The following is a 17253-nucleotide window of genomic DNA, read 5'->3' as shown; positions in this document are numbered from 1 at the left end:
CACTTACCCGCCTGCGCCCGCCTCCCGCTCCGGCGCCTGCTTGAGCACGACCCATTTGGTGGGTCCTTCGTCCCCGTCCCGGACGACGACCTCCCACTGCGCCGGGTAGAGCCGGTTGAGTGCGGCGACCACGCGGCCGAACGCCCATTTCACCGGCGTCCCGGCGGTCTTCTCGGCCGCCGGCGCGTGCTCGGCGAGCAGGTATCCCACCCGCCCGTATTTGATCCCCTGCGGGGTGCCGATCTTCTTCTGGAACTCCGGGGTGTCGCGCAGCGCGGCGATGGCGACCGAGGCGTCCTCGTCCACCGGGCCGCCGTCCGACGACGGCCCTCCGCCGCGCGGATGGCTCTCCTGGAGGCTGTGCTCGGCTGCCGCGCCCTCCGCGCGCCGCGCGGAGTCGGCGGCGCGCACCGCGGCGGCGAAGTGCTCGGGCGCGGCGCGGGTGAAGTCGGGGTCTGCCGGGGTGTAGGCGTCGTCGAAGCTCAGTACGCGCACCGAGATCGGGTAGGGGCGCGAGCCCTGCTCGGTGCCCGGGGCGCTCGACCAGAAGATGCCGCTGCCCACGAGCGGCTCGTTGAGCAGAGTCGCGAGGAGGTCTTCGGAGAAGTGGGCGTTGGCCTTCTTGAGGGCGAACAGGTCCCCCTGGGACAGCAGGTGGAAGACGAAGTAGTTGTCGCCCTGGCTGAGGATCTCGTGCGGGAGGCTGCCTGGCTGCTGGGTGACCAGCAGGGCGCCGAGCTCGTATTTCCGCCCCTCCTTGACCCAGGAGACGAACGGGCCGTCCTCGCTGTGCGCGGAGCGGCCGAGTACCGACTGGGCTTCCTCGATCACCGCGATCGTGGGGAGGGGGCGCGGTTCGGCGCGGGTGAACTGCTCCTGGTTGTGGGCGAAGATCTCGCCCAGCACCACGCCCGCCAGCTGCAGCCCCTGGTCGCCGCTCATCTGCGAGATGTCGATGACGCAGAGGGCGCCCTGCGCCAGGCAGGACTTGAGGGTGCTCAGCAGGGTGCTGCCGGGATCGTGCAGTGCGTCGACGACGCGCGCCATGTTGCCGATGGCGGCGCTGGTCTGGGCCTCATCGGAGCCGTCGAGGTTGAGCAGGGCCTGGACCTGGGACCGGTCGGCGCCGTAGCGGTCCCGGTGGACGAGGTCGACGAGCCGCCCCCAGCGCTCCGCCGGCAGCGACTTGAGCTTCACGACGTTCTGCTGGTCCTGCTTCTCCGCCGGCAGCGCCGTTGCCAGCAGCCGGGCGGGCTTGAGCTCCTTGATGTTGAGGCGGACACCGCCCACGGCGAACGACCTGTAGTACGGGCTCGGCCCGTGCTGGTCGGTGAAGACCACGAGACGGTCCTGCAGGTGGGGGACGTCGCACAGTGCGGGCCGGCTCTTGAAGTCGGGCCAGAAGTACTCGCCGTCGGGATCGAACACCACGGTGCCGACCGGCAGCGGTCCCGTGCGGGAGGGAACGGACGGCTCCCCGGAGTACAGCGCCGAGAACAGGTATTTGACCAGGTTGGACTTGCCGAATCCGGCTCGTGCGAACACGAAGCTGCGGCGCGACAGGAGCTTCTGGATCTGGAAGGTCGGCATGATGGCGGGGCTCTGGACCTGCATCCAGGAGGTGTCGCCGGCCCGGGGGTCGCCGCCGGTGTAGACGAACTCGCCGAAGGCGAGATAGCCGATCGGGATGGCCCCCTCGGAACTGTCGTTGGCGTTGGCGACCTCCGACAGCAGTTCGTCGGAGAGCAGCGCCACCTGCGCCCCGACGTGCGGCAGCCGGCGGTGGCTCGGCACGAACACGTGCCGGCCGCCGTCCTGGCGCAGCACTCCGAGAATGCGGATGTCGACCCGGTACTTCAGGTAGCGCTCGCGCAGCTCGTCGGGGATGGGGCGCTGGTCGCGGACGGCGCGGGTGGCATAGTCCTCGCCGATGGAGGAGACCAGCCGCCCCTGCGACGCGACGGTGGTGATGCGGCCGAGGATCGCCTCCCGCTCGTGCTCGAGCTGGACCAGAACGAACTGGCCGTGCATCGCCATGGTCTGGAAGCCGTCGTGGTGCGGCAGGACAAGGTCGGCGTGGAACTCCATACCGCTCTCGGCGAAGCCGCGGAAGCTGCCGATCACCTTGTCGCGGTCGAACATGCTCATGAGAGTCCTCAGCGGACGGGGGCGGTGGGCTGGTGGTGGGGCACAGTCACTCGTAGCGCCGCGCAGCGACGTCGGAGGCGAGCCGGAGCGCGTCCACGACGGGGGCCTTCTCCGCGCCGACCTGGTCGCGCACCGCGTCGACAAGCTGGTCCTCGATGATGTCCAGGTCGAAGTCGGCCACCCGGGAGAAGGCGTCGGCCTGCTGCAGGGAGTTCGGGTAGAGCGGGATCGGGAACCCGTGCACGGCGTCCTGCTGCAGGTGGCCCAGGACCGCCTGTGCGTCGCCTTCCTGGCGGGCCAGCAGGTCGACGGTCCAGACGGGGTCGCCCGTGTGCGGCCCGAACCGCACGAAATGCATCGCGCCGATGTTGTACTTCGGCGCTTCGCCGCTGCGCTCCTCGCGGATGTCGCGCGTGTACTCCTCCCATATATACGCCTCGGAGAGCATGTCGGCAGGGACTTTCGCGTAGCAGGGCGCGCCGTTGTCAAAGAGCCCGGAGAGTGATATCGCCAACCGGTAGTGCTCGAGGACCTGGGATTTCTTTGCGAGACCGGCAAGCCAGACGCGGCGCCGTTCGGTACGCGCGGTCTTTTCGATCGATGCGTACATCAGCTCGCCCAGCCGCACAAACAGGTCGCGCGCGAAGACCTTGCTCCGCAGCAGGCCGTCGCGGACGATCAGGGTGTCGCCGGCATAGTCGCGATGGCAGACGAGTTCGTGGAGTGTCGCCCATTCGCAAAGGTCGCGGAATGCCTTGATCCAGCTCGGCGATTCCCCGGACATCATCGGGGAGAGGTCGCGCAGCGTGTCGGCGTCCAGGGCGGCCATCATGCGGCCCAGGGCCGTGCGCGGGCGCCCGTCGCGGTGGAACTGGCGCCGGCTGAGGGCGTCGATGTCGGTCGCAGTGGAGACGACGTCGAGGCACAGCTCCTTGCCGTTGGAGTCGACCACGCGGACGACCTGCATCGAGAAGGGGTTGAAGGCGACGGCGTTGTTGCCGCCGTCCGACGCCATCAGAGCGACCGACGTGCTCGCCCGGGGCCGGATGACCTTCACGCCGGGACGGAGCGCCTCGGCCTGTGCCACGAGCCGGTCGAGCTCGGCCTTTCCCGCCTCGACCTGGGCACCGACCAGCTCTCGCAGTTGGGCGAGCTGTTCGGCGTCGAACATGGGCCTCCTCCGCGGCGTTTCCAGAAATGGGTGCAGGCGGCTGGAACCGGCCGCAGCTGGTCCGGCAGAACAGCGGTCTCAAGGTCGGGCGCCGGCGTCGGTGCGCCCATTCCGCCGATCAGGTGCGGGCGCGTTCCGCGCAGTGGCGGCACTCGGGATTCGGTATGCGATCTCCGCGAGTGGGCCGGGTTTCGCTCCTGCCGGGAAATTCCCTGGTCTGGGAATGTGCGCGGTGGGCGGAGCCAGTGGAAATTCGGCACGCGAATCGCAGGGGGGCGGCATGGCGCCATAATACAGAAATCGCCCGGTTATTCTGCCATCGGATCCTGCGGTTCCCGGAGCACTTCGGCGGGCGGGCGGCGTATACGGACCGGACCCCGCAGGCCGGAGCGTCGCGGGGCCGCCCTCCGCGCTGTCAGTCCCTGCCGGCCAGGTTCTGCATGGTGGTGCGCACGGTTGCGGCGGGGGAGGCGGGGCCGGTGGTGGGGAGGTCGGGGGAGGCGGCCCAGGCTTCGATGGCGACGCGGATGGCGGTGGCTGCGGCTGCGGCGGTGGTGCGGATACTGAGCGGAGGGGAGGCGGGGGCGAGGCGGGCGAGGTGGGCGGCGAGGTCGCGTTCGGCGCGGAGGTTGACGCGGGCCCAGACGCCTTCCAGGGCGGGGTCGGCGTCGCGGAGGAGGGCGCCGGTGCGCAGCATCGCCTCAGTGCCGGCCGGGTCGTCGGGGGCCAGGGCCGCGGCGGCGACGTCGGCCAGGGCGGCCGGGGAGGGCAGCCCCGGCGGGCCGGCGGCGACCAGGTCCAGCCAGCGGCGGGCGCCGTCGGCGAGGACCGGTTCGACGGCGTCCTCTTTGGAGCGGAAGTAGCGGTAGAAGGTCCGCAGGCCCACGCCGGAAGCGGCGGCGATCTCCTCGGCGGTCGTGCCGGCTGCGCCGCGCTCGGCGAACAGCGTGCACGCAGTGCTCGCCATCGCCCACCGCGTCTCGGCCTTGCGCCGCTCCGTCAGTGTCGGCCGGCGCGTCCGGCTCCCGGCGGCCTGCCTGCCCGCGGTGCCTGCGCGGGCCCGCGCGGAGTCCGTGCGGAACTCCGCGGGGGCCGCGTCGGTCCCCGCGGTGCCGGTGTCGGCCTCCGCGGCGGGGGGTGCGTCGTCGCCGGCCGGGTGTGCCACCGGGACCTCCGTTCGTACGGGCCGGGGCCCGGGCTCTGCGGTCGCGCTGCTCCGTGCTCCGCCAGCCTATCCCGGTGGCGGGAATACCTGCCAAAGTGGCACGTTGTGCCATATGGGCATAATGTGAATTCCTGTGCACGGGGGCTGCGGCCGCCACCTCCGCGCACGCCGCCGCGGGCGCTCCGCCGGCGGACCGCACCGGACTGCGAAGGAGCAGGACATGGCCGACACCAGGCTCGACGGCAAGACCATCCTCATCACCGGCGGTGCCGGCGGACTCGGGGCCGAGGCGGCCCGCCAAGCCGTCGAGGCCGGAGCCAGCGCCGTGCTCACCGACGTGTCCGATGACGGTGAGGCGACCGCCCGCGCGCTCGGCGAGCGCGCCCGCTTCGTCCGGCACGACGTCACCTCGGCCGAGGACTGGCAGCGCGCGGTCGACACCGCCGTCACCGAGTTCGGCGGGCTGCACGGGCTGGTGAACAACGCCGGGGTGTCCACCGGCGTCCCGCTGGCCGAGGAGAGCATCGAGCACTTCCGCGCGGTGCTCGACATCAACCTCACCGGCGTCTTCATCGGCATGAAGACCGCCTTCCCGGTGCTGCAGAGCGGGGGCGGCGGCTCGATCGTCAACATCTCCTCGGCGGCCGGCCTGATGGGCCTCGCGCTCACCGCCGGCTACGGCGCCTCCAAGTGGGGCGTGCGCGGCCTGACCAAGGTCGGCGCCGTCGAGTGGGGCACCGACCGGGTGCGCGTCAACTCGGTGCACCCGGGAATGACCTATACCCCGATGACCGCCGCCACCGGTATCGCCCAGGGCGAGGGCAACTACCCGAACACGCCCATGGGCCGGGTCGGCGAGTCGGCGGAGATCGCCGCAGCGACGGTCTTCCTGCTCTCTGACGCCGCGGCCTACATCACCGGCGCCGAGATCGCCGTCGACGGCGGCTGGACCGCCGGGCCCACGGTCTCCTACGTCCTGGGCCAGTAGCGCCGGGGCAGACCGGCTGCGGACCGCCGGCGCGGCCCCGGCCCGGCCGCCCGGCACCCCACCTGCGCCGGCGGGGGACGGCTGCCCGCCCGCGTGGCGCGGCCCCGGTGGACCGGCCCGCCCGGGAGGCGCGGCGAACCAGGAACGAACAGCGGCCGGGGCGACCCGGCCGGAGTGGAAGGAGGCCGGCGATGGCGCCGGCAGTATCTGCAGCAGAGCTCTTCCGCGGCAAGACCGCGGTGATCACCGGGGCGTCCAGCGGCATCGGAGCCGGCTTCGCCCGGCACGCGGCCGGACTGGGCATGCGCCTGGTCCTCGCCGACATCGACGCTGACCGCCTCCGCGCCCTCGCCGGCGAGCTCACCGCCGCCGGCGCCGAGGCCGAGCCCGTGGCGACCGACGTGTCCGACCCCGGCGCGGTCGAGGCGCTGGCCCGCGCCGCCGAAGCGCGCTTCGGAGCGGTCGACCTGCTGATCAACAACGCCGGGATCATGGCGATGGGCTACTCCTGGGAGATCCCGGCCGAGCGCTGGGACGCCGCGCTGCGCATCAACGTCGGCGGCGCCGTCAACGGCCTGCGCGCCTTCGTGCCGCGCATGCTCGCCCGCGGCGAGCGCGCCTGGGTGGTCAACGTGTCCTCGGTCGGCGGGCTGCTGCCCAGCCCGCTGATGGCGCCCTACAGCGCCACCAAGTTCGCGGTGCTGGCGCTGACCGAGAGCCTGAAGTACGAGATGGACATCAAGGGGGCGCCGGTCCAGGTCTCCGTCGTTACGCCGGGCTCGGTCAAGAGCGACATCTTCCGGGTGGCCCGGTCCGGCAGCGGCGACGGCGCCGAGCCCACCCCGGCCGAGGCGCTGAACGCGTCGCTGCAGCGCCAGGCCGACGAGGCGGGCCTGACCGCCGAGGAGCACGCGCGCCGCGTCTTCGCGATGGTCGCGGAAGGCCGCTACTGGGTGGTGCCGCAGCCGGAGCAGCTCGACCCGGCGCTGCAGCCGCGCACCGACATGATCCTGTCCCGCGCCGAGCCGCAGCTGCCCTTCGAGCTGTGACCCGCGCCCTGCACCCGGTCCCGGTAGCGCTCCGGGGCCGGGTGCTCTCCGGCCGCGCAGCGTGCCGCGCCGCCGGCGCGGCGGCCGGCGACAGCGCGCGCCGGACTCGGGACGCACGGTGCAGGCGCGGCTCCCGGTGCAGCCGTGGCGTGGCGCGGACCATCCGGAAAGGCCCGCAGACCGGACGTTTCCCGGCACCCGGGGGAGGGCGCGTTCGTTGGCACCGGCAAGGGGCCGTGACCGGGGCCAGGAGCGTGCGAGGCAGCCCGATTCCGGACGAACGGACCGGTAGGCTCGAGGACCGGGGAACACTGGAGGTGGGGTGGCGAACGGTACGAACGAGCAGGCCGACCGCGTATGGACGGTCCCGAACCTGCTCAGCATGGCCCGCCTCCTCGGCGTGCCGCTGTTCCTCTGGCTGGTCCTGGTGCCCCAGGCGGACTGGTGGGCGGTCGCCGTACTCGTGGTCGCCGGCCTCACCGACTGGCTCGACGGCAAGATCGCCCGCGCCTGGAACCAGACCAGCAGGCTCGGCACGGTCCTGGATCCGATGGCCGACCGCCTCTACATCTTCGCGGCGGTGCTGGGCCTCGTCGTCCGCGGCGTCGTGCCGTGGTGGCTGATGGCCCTGCTGGTGCTCCGCGACGTCCTCATCGTCGCCGCCCTCCCCGTGCTCCGCCGCTACGGCTACGGCACCCTCCCGGTGAACTTCGCCGGCAAGGCGGCCACCCTCTGCCTGCTCTACTCGTTCCCGCTGCTGTTCATCGCCGAGTACGCCGGCGTTGTGGGCGAGGTCGCGCGGATCGTGGGTTGGGCGTTCGCGATCTGGGGAACGGCTATCTACTGGTGGGCCGGGCTGCTCTACGCAGTCCAAGGTTCCGGCCTGATCAGGCAGGCCCGCCGCGAAGACCGCTCCGCGCAGGGGGAGGCCCCCGCGGGAGAGCCGGGCGCACGCGGCGGTACCGGAGGTGCTCCCCAGCGCACCCCGGCGTCGGACGCCGCGGCCTCCGACGGCCCCCGGCCCCCCGGTGACAGGAAGGGAGCGGCATCTTCACCATGAACCGACGCCTGGACACGGTGTGCCACAGGAGGACCGGGGCGACGCCCCCGGCAGGGGAGCCGGCTCTGCGCGCCCGCGGGCGGAGGTGGCACCGGTGAAGGCCGTCGTCATGGCCGGCGGGGAGGGCACGCGCCTGCGCCCGATGACCGCCAACCAGCCCAAGCCGCTGCTCCCGGTCGTCAACCGGCCCATCATGGAGCACGTGCTGCGGCTGCTGAAGCGGCACGGGTTCGACGAGACCGTCGTGACCGTGCAGTTCCTCGCCACCCTGATCCGCAACTACTTCGGCGACGGCGAAGAGCTGGGCATGCACCTGCACTACGTCGCCGAAGAGGTGCCGCTGGGCACCGCCGGCAGCGTCAAGAACGCCGAGGACCACCTGCGCGGCGAGCCGTTCATCGTCATCTCCGGCGACGCGCTCACCGACATCGACCTCACCGACATGCTGCGCTTCCACCGCGAGAACGGCGCCATGGTCACCATCGGCCTCAAACGCGTGGAGAACCCGCTCGAGTTCGGCATCATCATCGTCGACGAGCAGGGCCGCGTTCAGCGCTTCCTGGAGAAGCCCACCTGGGGCCAGGTCTTCTCGGACACCGTCAACACCGGCATCTACATCATGGAGCCCGAGGTCCTGGACCGCGTCGCCGCCGGGGAGGTCGTCGACTGGTCCGGCGACGTCTTCCCCACCATGGTCAAGGACGGCGAGCCGGTCTACGGCTACATCGCCGACGGCTACTGGGAGGACGTCGGCACCCACGAGTCCTACCTCAGCGCCCAGGCCGACGTGCTCAACCGCCGGGTCGACGTCGAGATCGACGGCTTCGAGGTCGCCCCCGGGGTCTGGGTCGCCGAGGGCGCCGAAGTCGACCCGGAGGCCGTGCTCAAGGGCCCGCTCTACGTCGGCGACTACGCCAAGGTGGAGGCCGGCGCCGAACTGCGCGAGTACACCGTGCTCGGCAGCAACGTCGTCGTCCGCTCCGAGGCGTTCCTGCACCGCTCGGTGGTGCACGACAACGTCTACGTCGGCGCCAGCACCAACCTGCGCGGCTGCGTGGTCGGCAAGAACACCGACGTCATGTCGGGCGCCCGCATCGAAGAGGGCGCCATCATCGGCGAAGAGTGCGTCATCGAGTCCGAGGCCTACCTCTCCAACGACGTCAAGGTCTACCCGTTCAAGACGATCGAGGCCGGCGCGGTCGTCAACACCAACGTCATCTGGGAGTCCCGCGGCCAGCGGTCGCTGTTCGGCCCGCGCGGCGTCTCCGGCCTGATCAACGTCGAGATCACCCCGGAGCTGGCCGTCCGCCTGGCCAGCGCCTACGCCACCACCCTGAAGAAGGGGTCGGTCGTCACCACCTCGCGGGACGTCTCCCGTGCCGCGCGCACCCTGAAGCGCGCCGTCGTCAGCGCGCTCACCGCCAGCGCCATCGACGTGCGCGACCTCGAAGCCGTCCCGATGCCGGTGGCGCGGTTCAACACCTCCGGCAGCGGCGTGGCCGGCGGCATCGCCATCCGCACCTCTCCCGGCGACCCCCAGGCGGTCGACCTGGTCTTCCTGGACGACAGCGGCGCCGACCTCTCCCCGGCCGCGCAGCGCAAGCTCGAGCGGGTCTACTCCCGTGCCGAGTTCCGCCGCGCCTTCCCCGGCGAGATCGCCGAACTCTCCTTCCCCTCCCGCGGGATGGAGAACTACGCCCACGAACTGCTCCGGCGGATCGACACCTCCGGTATCGCCGAGGCGGAGATGAAGGTGGTGGTGGACGCGGCCGGCGGCACCGGCGCGCTCATCCTGCCGTCGCTGCTCGGCCGGATCGGTGCCGACGTGCTCACCCTGAACAACCGGCTGGACGAGAAGTCGCCCACCGACACCCTCGCCAAGCAGATGCGCGACCTGCAGCACCTCGGTGAGCTGGTCTCCGAATCCGGCGCCGACTTCGGGGTGCGCTTCGACCCGGTCGCCGAGCGGCTGGCCATCGTCGACGAGCACGGCGAGCTCATCGACAACGAGCGGGCCCTGCTCGTCGTCCTCGACCTCGTCGCGGCCGAACGGCGCGGCGGCCGCGTCGCCCTGCCGGTCACCACCACCCGCGTGGCCGAGGACGTCGCCCGCTTCCACGGGGTCACCGTGCAGTGGACCCCCACCGCCACCGACGAGCTCACCAAGGCCGCCCAGGCCGACGACATCGTGTTCGCCGGCGACGGCCGCGGCGGCTACATCCTGCCCGAGTTCTCCCGCACCTCCGACGGCATCGCCGCGTTCGTGCGCCTGCTCGGCCTGGTGGCCCGCACCCGGCTCGCGCTCGGCGAGATCGACCGCCGCATCCCGCAGGCCCACCAGCTGCGCCGCTCGGTGCCCACGCCGTGGGCCGTCAAGGGCAGCGTCATGCGCGCCGTGGTGGAGGCCGCCGCCGACCGCGACGTCGACACCACCGACGGCGTCCGCGTCGTCGAGCCGGACGGATCCTGGGCCCTGGTCCTGCCCGATACCTCTGAAGCGGTCACCCATATCTGGGCCGAGGGGGCCGACTCCGATACCGCGCAGACGCTGCTCGACCGGTGGGCCGCGGTGGTGGAGCGGGCCGAGGGCTGACCGGGCGCAGGCGCCGGGCGGCCGCCGCCCGGCGCCCGGCCGGACCCGGCACCGGAACGGCCGGAGTCGGCCGAAAACCGTTGTGCGGGCGAAGGGCCCGGGGGCGCCGTGCAGGCCCGGATATGGTTTAGAGTCGAGTGTTCCCGCAACGCCTGGTACGCGCGGGATCGCGCAGGGGCCGGCCGCGGGCCGGTCCGCCGCCGGAGGGATGAGGACGGCGGGAACATGGGGTGCGTTCCCATCGTTGCCCAGTTGAGATTGCCCGGGAGGTGAGAATCTCCGGCATCCAGGCACACCCGACCAGCAGCCGATATCTGAGCACCGCCCCGCGCGGTAGGAGGCCGAGCCGACCTATGTCGAGCGTTAACTGCACGCACTGCGGTCATGCCGTTGCGGATGATGCCCGCTTCTGCTCCCACTGCGGCACCCCCGTGGCCGGGGGCGGTCAGAGCGCCCCGCGTGCCGGCGAGCGCCGCGACTCCGTCGGCGAGACCACGTCCACCATCTCCATCGCGGGGATCCAGGCCCTCGAGGCAGAGGTCGACGGCGGCGACGAGGTCAGCGCCGACGCCACCAACGTCGAGGCGCTGCCCGCCGGCACCGCGCTGCTGGTCGTCAAGCGCGGCCCCAACGCCGGCAGCCGGTTCCTGCTCGACTCCGACGTGACCACGGCCGGCCGCCACCCCAACAGCGACATCTTCCTCGACGACGTCACCGTCTCCCGCCGCCACGTGGAGTTCTTCCGCCGCGGCGACGGGTTCGGCGTCCGCGACGTGGGCAGCCTCAACGGCACCTATGTCAACCGCGAGCGCATCGACGAGGCGGAGATCGGCGCCGGCGACGAGGTGCAGATCGGCAAGTTCCGGCTGGTGCTGCTCACCAAGCCGCGGCGCTGACGGCGACGGGCCCGGGCAGGCCGCGGCCGGATGGTTTGCGGCCGCCCGCGACCGGACAGCCTTGTAGGGAAGAGCGTCGGCGGGTCCCGCCGGCAACCGGCGGTCCGCAGGACCCCTCGGACGCGACGAGTCGTGGGACGGAGACGCGGTGAAGCACATGGAGGTCGTCGGCGTCCGGGTTGAGATGCCTTCGAATCAGCCCATCGTCCTGCTCAAGGAGAGCGACGGCGAGCGCTACCTCCCGATCTGGATCGGCGCGGTCGAGGCAACGGCCATCGCGCTGGCCCAGCAGGGGGTCGCCCCCGCGCGCCCGCTCACCCACGACCTGTTCCGCGACGTGCTGGACGCCCTCGGCGCCACGCTCGACACGGTCACCATCACGGCGCTGAACGACGGCATCTTCTACGCCGAGCTCGCCTTCTCCAACGGCATCGAGGTCAGCGCCCGCCCGTCGGACTCCATCGCGCTCGCCCTGCGGACCGGGGCCGCCATCTACGCCGACGAGGACGTCGTCGACGAGGCCGGTGTCCCCATCCCCGACGAGCAGGAGGACGAAGTGGAGAAGTTCCGCGAGTTCCTCGACACCATCACCCCCGAGGACTTCGGGCGTACGACGTAGCCGCCGCCCGCCGGAGCGGTGCGCTGCACCGGCTCCGCGGCCGGCCGCAGCGTAGCCGGAGCGGCCCGCTCCGTCCAGAGCGGCCTCCGGGGGCCTCCAGGGGCCGGCATCCCGCCGCGGCCCTTCTTTTCTTCTGCCGGCAGTGCGGCTGCAGGTGAGCTCGGTTCCGTTCTTTCCCGGCATTCCTGATCGGTGCCGATCCGCGCCGGTGCTCGGCGTTCCGCGGCCGCGCGCGGCAAGTGGGGCCGGCGGCGCGGCGCGGAGGGCTCCGCGCGCGGCTCGTCTCCGTCCGGAGCGGCCGCCGGGGGAGACCCCGCGGGCCGCCGGCGGCTTCGCCGCGGAGGCGGCGGCTGCTGCGGCGGGGGCCGCGGCCTCCGCCCGGGTGCCGGTCCGTTCGGCTCCGTCCTGGCATTCCCGATCGGTGCCGGACCGCGTCGGTGCTCGGCCTGCCGTGGCCGACTGCGGCCGCGCCGTGCGTGATCCGGCCCCGTGCGGTGCCCAGTAGCGCCATCGCGGGCCGCGCACCGCTGCTGTGCCCGGAGCGCGGCGTGCCGGAGGCCGGTACCTGGCGCGCGGCCGAGTCCCTGCGCGGCACGGCCCGTGCCCAGAGCTGCGGTCCGCGGCGCGCGCTGCGGCTGCTCCCGCCCGTGCGGCAGCTCTCTGGCAACGCCCCCTCGCCGGACCGCGGCACCGCCGGCGTGCCGGGCGGCCGGCTCTGCTGCGCAGGACCAGCTCCGCCGCAGGGTGCAGCCCGGCCCCCGTCCCGATCTGCGCGGTCAGGTCCGCTGGTCCGCGGCCTCCTCCGCCGCGGCCAGGAGCTTCTCCTGCCGGGCAGCGACGCGCTTGCGCTCCGGCCCCGGGACCCGCAGCAGGGCCTCCCGGCGGCCGGACCGGTCAGCCAGCTCCATGGCGTCGCGCCGTTCGAGGTCGAGCGCTGCGCCCTGGCTGGCCAGGGCATGGCGGATCCGCGACCGGTACGGGATCCGGACGGCTGCAGAGACCACCATCGCCAGGGCGAACACCGTCAGCGCCGCCAGGAGCGCCCCCCAACTCGGGCCGCCCGCCGCCGCGGCGGCCATCCACTGCGCGCCCACGGCCAGCACCAGGAGCAGCAGCGCCGCCCAGGCCCGCCGCGCGTTGGGCCGCCAGGACGCTGCCGCGAGCAGCCCCACCGCGGTGCCGGCGACCGCCCCCGTCGCCCAGGAACCGCCGAGGCCGGTGAGCAGGATGGTCCCGATGAGCGCCATCGCATCGCCGAAGGCGCCCTGCCCCCAGGCAGGGCTCGCAGCCGCCGCTGCGCCGCCCGCCGCGTAGCCGGCCGCCTGTGCTCCGATGCCCGCCAGGGACCCGGCCACGAAGCCGTCGAGCGGGCCGCTCAGTGCGCGGGGCGCGGCGACGGCGATCAGCACCGCGCCGCACGCGATCAGCGCGACGGCGGCGAGCGCGTCGAGGAACCCGCCGCTCCACGGGGTTCCGGGCACCGCGGTGAACGGTGTCGCCGGCGTGGCCGACGCGGCCGCGACCGGCGCGATCCCGCCGACCGCGAGCACCCCCCACACCAGCGCGGACCCCGCCGGGATCCGGTGCGGCGGGCGCACCGGGCGCAGCCGCGCCAGCAGCGCCGCGCCGAGCACCAGCGCCGCCGCGGACACCACCAGCGTCGTCAGCGCCGACCACGGCAGCGCCGCGGCGGCCGGCCACCAGCGCACCACCAGCAGCACCGCGCCCACCGCGGATGCGAGTACGAGCAGCAGTACCGCCAGCCCGGACGCACCCCGCGGCAGCGGCGATCCATCGGAGCGCCGGCGGCGGTTCTGGCGGGACCTGCGCCGGCGCGACCCGCCGGCGGCTTCGTCGCGCGGCAGCGGGACCGGGGTGTCCGAGCTGCCCGGGTCCTCTCGGCGCCGGGAGCCCGGAGCTCCCCCGCCCGCCCCCGGCCGGTCCGTGCCATCCGCGAAATGCGCCGAGGCCCCGCGATCGCCGCCCCGCCGCTCCGGTCCGGTCCTGCTCATCGCCCAACCCCCTTCGCGCCGGCCGGATGGCCGGCCGTGCCGGTTCCACGCTGTGCACGCCGGTGCTGCCGGCGCAGGTGCCCGGGCTGCCGCGGGCGTGCCGGGCGGTGCAATGCGCCGCCGCGCGCGGGCCTGGAACCTTCCAGGGGAGGGGCGGGCGGGCTGCATCCGCGTACCGGGTTCACCGCGCGGCCCTCCGCAACCGGGTGTGCGGGCCGACCGCGAAGGCGGCCGGCGCGCAGGCCTCCGCGCTGCCGCGGTCGTGCGGGAGAGGCAGGCAGAGCGCTGCGCTGACGCCGGCCGCGCCGCGGCAGCGCAGGCGGAGTCCGGCGGGATCCCGCCCCTTCCCTGGGGGCGCCGGGGGCCGGCGGCGGGCAGGGGAGGGCCCGCGGCGCCGGTTCCTCACCGCGGCGGCCGGCGTGGGCGCCGGGCGCCGCGCTCCCGGGGCCGCGCCGCGCCAGCGTCTGAGCGGGATGTGCCTGAGGCCGGCGCCCGCTCATTGCGCGGCCTCCCGCACCTGCGTCTGCAGAGCGGCCGGGACACCGGCGGGCGTGTCGCCCCCCGGGCCGCCGGGGCTGTGCTGGGGAGAGCAGGAAGCGGCGGCCCGGGCCGGGGCGGGAAGCGCCTGGACTGCGGCGCCGGCGGCCCCGTCCAGCGCGGCGCGGCCGAGGCCGCGGAGCAGTGCACGCCAGGTATCGCTGCACGGTCCCGGGGGTTCGGCGGCGGCCGGCACCGCCGCACCTGACCCCAGCGGCGCCCCGGCGTCCTGCTCGTCTTCCGCGGCGGCGTCTTTGGAGGTGAAGGCGATCGACCGCGGTACCACTGCCGCCGCGTCGGTCTCCGACCGGCCGGTGCCGCGGCCGGCTGTGAGGACCATGGCCACGGCGAAGCCGCCGCCGGGAGCCGTGTACACGCTGGCCTGCCCGGTTTCCGCGGTGCTGCGCAGCCGCCCGGCGAGCCCGTCCGCCCCGGAGCGGGACCGCACCGGCGACGGATAGCCCAGCCGCATCGAGCGGTCAGCGGTGCGCAGCTGGTCGCGCAGGCCGTCCCAGAGATCCTCCGGTTCGGCGCTGCCGGGCGGGGCGAGCGCGGTGACCCGCAGCTCGACCGCTCCGTGGGCGAACACCGCCGGCGCGCCCGCCGCGGCCGCGCCGGCACGGCGCTCCCAGCCGGAGCCGAACGCGAGGCTCGCGGTGCGCTGGCTGTCCTCGGCGACCGTGACGCGGCCCTCGGCAGGCTCCGCCCCCGGCTCGGCCGCGGCCGCGATCGGCGGCGCGCCGAGTGCCAGGAGCAGCACCGCGGCGGCGGCCGCGATGGGGAGCCAGCCCCGCTCCGGGGTGCTCCAGTACCGCCGCACCGCCTCGGGGGCGCCGCGCAGGGCGGATTGCACCATCGGCCCTCCTCCCCGGGCCGCGCGCCCGCCTGGGCCGCGCCCGCTCTCGGCGGGCCGCCGGCCGGCGGGTGCGCGCTGTCGGTGTCGCGGAGGCCCGCCGCGGCGGGCCCGTCTTCCACAGAAGCATCAAAATGGGCCGATACAGAGATATAGCGGTGCGAATTGGTCAACCCTTGTTCGGGCTTTTCCCGCGGGGTGCCTGTGCGGGCTGCGCGCGGGGCCCGGCCGCCGGGACCGCCGGGGGCCAGGGCCCGAAAACACTGCCGGAACCAGGCTCCGTCGCGTATCGTGGTCGCCCCTTCATTCCCCGTGACGGAAGGTCCCCCGTGAGTCTGCGTATCTGCTCCCTCATCGTCGACGCGAACCAGTCGGTGCCGGCCGACGGCGAATACCACACGCTCCGCTTCCCGTACGGCGACGCGGAGTCCTCGGACCTGTGGAACATGCACGCCGCCGCCCAGCCCGACGGCGCCGAGTCCGCCTATCCCGACGAGCGCTCCGCCCTCATCTGGCCTTCCGCGGAGGGCTGGGGCACGGTGACCGCGATGATCCACTGGTCCGACGGGTCCTATCGGGAGGTCCGCAGCCAGCTCGTGCGCGACCCGCTGGGCCTCGCCGGCGGCCCGGACACCACCTGCACCGAGGACCACGCCGCCACCCCCGGCGGCCAGTACACCGCCAAGCACCACGCCCTGTTCGTGCACCCGGACGTCCCGCTGGCACTCCAGGTCCGCCATGACGGCAGCTCGGCGGCGACGGTCGAGCACGCCCAGTTCAAGCTGGCGATCGAGACGGACGTCGAGCGTCCCTAGGGCGTGTCGGGTGGACACCTGTCCCGCTGCGCGGCGCCCGGGCACGCCCTCGCTGCGTTCTCCTCTTCTCGACTGGGAAAACCCGCCCTGACGCTCTCGCCGGCCTTGCGCCGGGTGCGCCGGGCGGGCGTGCGGCAGCCGACCCGGTGCGAGCGGCGGCCGGCCGTGGCGCGAATAACAGTTCGGGACGGCCTCGGCCCCGCCGCCCCGGTCAGCGCACTACGGTGCGTCACCGGGCGGGCGGGGCCACAGGGAACGGCGCAAACCTGCTGATGGCACCGGCGTGTCGCGCGCGAAATCCGCGGCCGCCACGCCCTACGATGATCACGAGTCGCTGCTGAGCTGCCGAAACCGCCCCCCGACCGGTGGATGACACCGGATGGCGCACGGTTCCGCGACGCGCCGGGGGGTGTCGTTGACGCTCTCTGCGCGACCGGCTTACCTTCAATGTCGAAGCACCCGCGGCGCAACCCTTCGCAACCCCCTGGCGCTCGCGGGCCTGAGAGGCCGGAGGTTCGGCGTGGCGGTTATGAGCGGCGGTCAACAGGCTTCCGCCCCCGATCCATCGGCGACACAGCGAGCGGGGGAGCAGGGCCTACTGTGTGAAGAGGGCGTGGTGGCGCTGCCTATGGACATCGGCTACCGGGGCCCCACCGCGTGCGCCGCGGCGGGGGTCACCTACCGCCAGCTCGACTACTGGGCGCGGACCAAGCTGGTCGGGCCGAGCGTGCTGCCCGACCCCGGCGGCGCAGGAGCGCCGCTGTACGCCTTCCGCGACATCCTCATGCTGAAGGTGGTCAAGCGCCTGCTGGACACCGGCATCTCGCTCCAGCAGATCCGCATCGCGGTCGACCACCTGCGCGGCCGCGACACCGCCGACCTGGGTCAGATCACCTTGATGAGCGACGGTGTCAGCGTCTACGAATGCACCTCGCCGGACGAGGTCATCGAACTCATGCAGGGCGGCCAGGGCATGTTCGGCATCGCACTGGGGCGCGTCTGGCGGGAGCTGGAGGCCGCGCTCGGCGAGGTGCCCGGCGAGCGGCTCGCCGAACCGCTTCCCGACACCCCCCACCCCGGCGACGAGCTGGCGCGCCGCCGCCGCGAGCGCAAGACCGGCTGACCCGCGGCGCCCCGCGGCTCCGCAGCGCCTGGTGCGCCGGCACTGCGCGGCGGTGTGCACCAGCCCGCTGCGGCGGCCCCCATCCTGGCCCGCGCCGCCCTCTGCGCGCACGCGGTTTTCCGCAACCGCCTGATCCTCCCGCGCGTCGCAGCGCGGCGTCTCCTACAGTGGGGCACGTCTACCCGTAGTACGACACAATGGACACGGGCGGTCCGGCCAGTCCG

13 protein-coding genes are annotated in these 17253 nt (G+C 73.7%); 8 read left to right on the top strand and 5 right to left on the bottom strand.

Annotated features, from left to right (window positions below; all coding sequences use genetic code 11):
* Positions 1-3 precede the first annotated feature (3 nt).
* The 3 genes from ACYVGT_RS11095 to ACYVGT_RS11085 all read right to left on the bottom strand — a co-directional run bounded on the left by ACYVGT_RS11095 (position 4) and on the right by ACYVGT_RS11085 (position 4484).
* On the bottom strand, positions 4-2148 hold the full coding sequence (locus tag ACYVGT_RS11095) for an ATP-binding protein (RefSeq protein ID WP_460856788.1): 2145 nt from the start codon (positions 2146-2148) through the stop codon (positions 4-6).
* A 46-nt stretch (positions 2149-2194) separates the two neighbouring features.
* Complete coding sequence (locus ACYVGT_RS11090) at positions 2195-3319, bottom strand: hypothetical protein (RefSeq protein ID WP_460856785.1); 1125 nt, start codon at positions 3317-3319, stop codon at positions 2195-2197.
* Positions 3320-3734: 415 nt separating this feature from the next.
* Positions 3735-4484, bottom strand: coding sequence for a TetR family transcriptional regulator (locus tag ACYVGT_RS11085; RefSeq protein WP_460856783.1), 750 nt, complete (start codon positions 4482-4484; stop codon positions 3735-3737).
* Positions 4485-4704: 220 nt separating this feature from the next.
* Here ACYVGT_RS11085 and ACYVGT_RS11080 point away from each other — a divergent pair, with 220 nt between their 5' ends.
* The 6 genes from ACYVGT_RS11080 to ACYVGT_RS11055 all read left to right on the top strand — a co-directional run bounded on the left by ACYVGT_RS11080 (position 4705) and on the right by ACYVGT_RS11055 (position 11689).
* Entirely contained in the window at positions 4705-5472 is a 768-nt protein-coding gene (locus tag ACYVGT_RS11080; protein ID WP_460856781.1) for an SDR family oxidoreductase, read from the top strand.
* A gap of 191 nt (positions 5473-5663) precedes the next feature.
* Positions 5664-6521, top strand: a complete 858-nt coding sequence (locus tag ACYVGT_RS11075) for an SDR family NAD(P)-dependent oxidoreductase (RefSeq protein WP_460856778.1) — start codon at positions 5664-5666, stop codon at positions 6519-6521.
* Positions 6522-6903: 382 nt separating this feature from the next.
* Positions 6904-7581 carry a CDP-alcohol phosphatidyltransferase family protein gene (locus ACYVGT_RS11070; RefSeq protein ID WP_460856853.1) on the top strand — a complete coding sequence of 226 codons (678 nt, stop codon included), beginning with the start codon at positions 6904-6906 and terminating at the stop codon, positions 7579-7581.
* Positions 7582-7675: 94 nt separating this feature from the next.
* Positions 7676-10174, top strand: a complete 2499-nt coding sequence (locus ACYVGT_RS11065) for a sugar phosphate nucleotidyltransferase (protein ID WP_460856775.1) — start codon at positions 7676-7678, stop codon at positions 10172-10174.
* Positions 10175-10527: 353 nt separating this feature from the next.
* The gene (locus ACYVGT_RS11060) at positions 10528-11070 is read left to right on the top strand and encodes an FHA domain-containing protein (protein WP_460856771.1); all 543 of its coding nucleotides are present in this window, start codon (positions 10528-10530) and stop codon (positions 11068-11070) included.
* 148 nt (positions 11071-11218) lie between these two features.
* On the top strand, positions 11219-11689 hold the full coding sequence (locus tag ACYVGT_RS11055) for a bifunctional nuclease family protein (protein WP_460856769.1): 471 nt from the start codon (positions 11219-11221) through the stop codon (positions 11687-11689).
* 776 nt (positions 11690-12465) lie between these two features.
* Here the strand turns inward: ACYVGT_RS11055 and ACYVGT_RS11050 are convergent.
* Both ACYVGT_RS11050 and ACYVGT_RS11045 read right to left on the bottom strand, forming a co-directional pair.
* The gene (locus tag ACYVGT_RS11050; protein WP_460856767.1) at positions 12466-13701 is read right to left on the bottom strand and encodes a PrsW family intramembrane metalloprotease; all 1236 of its coding nucleotides are present in this window, start codon (positions 13699-13701) and stop codon (positions 12466-12468) included.
* A 496-nt stretch (positions 13702-14197) separates the two neighbouring features.
* Positions 14198-15094, bottom strand: coding sequence for a hypothetical protein (locus ACYVGT_RS11045; RefSeq protein ID WP_460856765.1), 897 nt, complete (start codon positions 15092-15094; stop codon positions 14198-14200).
* 326 nt (positions 15095-15420) lie between these two features.
* On the opposite strand from ACYVGT_RS11045, the gene ACYVGT_RS11040 reads away from it, so the two are divergent.
* On the top strand, positions 15421-15906 hold the full coding sequence (locus ACYVGT_RS11040) for a hypothetical protein (protein WP_460856763.1): 486 nt from the start codon (positions 15421-15423) through the stop codon (positions 15904-15906).
* A 628-nt stretch (positions 15907-16534) separates the two neighbouring features.
* Positions 16535-17029, top strand: coding sequence for a MerR family transcriptional regulator (locus ACYVGT_RS11035; RefSeq protein ID WP_460856851.1), 495 nt, complete (start codon positions 16535-16537; stop codon positions 17027-17029).
* Positions 17030-17253: the final 224 nt, after the last annotated feature.

Source organism: Nocardiopsis coralliicola, from assembly GCF_054779695.1.
This window is presented reverse-complemented; position numbering and strand designations above follow the sequence as displayed.

Bases quoted from the DNA above. Each gene is read 5' to 3' on its own strand.
- ACYVGT_RS11060 (WP_460856771.1), top strand. From the start codon at position 10,528: ATGTCGAGCGTTAACTGCACGCACTGCGGTCATGCCGTTGCGGATGAT.
- ACYVGT_RS11050 (WP_460856767.1), bottom strand. From the start codon at position 13,701: ATGAGCAGGACCGGACCGGAGCGGCGGGGCGGCGATCGCGGGGCCTCG.
- ACYVGT_RS11080 (WP_460856781.1), top strand. From the start codon at position 4,705: ATGGCCGACACCAGGCTCGACGGCAAGACCATCCTCATCACCGGCGGT.
- ACYVGT_RS11090 (WP_460856785.1), bottom strand. From the start codon at position 3,319: ATGTTCGACGCCGAACAGCTCGCCCAACTGCGAGAGCTGGTCGGTGCC.
- ACYVGT_RS11070 (WP_460856853.1), top strand. From the start codon at position 6,904: ATGGCCCGCCTCCTCGGCGTGCCGCTGTTCCTCTGGCTGGTCCTGGTG.
- ACYVGT_RS11035 (WP_460856851.1), top strand. From the start codon at position 16,535: ATGGACATCGGCTACCGGGGCCCCACCGCGTGCGCCGCGGCGGGGGTC.
- ACYVGT_RS11075 (WP_460856778.1), top strand. From the start codon at position 5,664: ATGGCGCCGGCAGTATCTGCAGCAGAGCTCTTCCGCGGCAAGACCGCG.
- ACYVGT_RS11045 (WP_460856765.1), bottom strand. From the start codon at position 15,094: ATGGTGCAATCCGCCCTGCGCGGCGCCCCCGAGGCGGTGCGGCGGTAC.
- ACYVGT_RS11095 (WP_460856788.1), bottom strand. From the start codon at position 2,148: ATGAGCATGTTCGACCGCGACAAGGTGATCGGCAGCTTCCGCGGCTTC.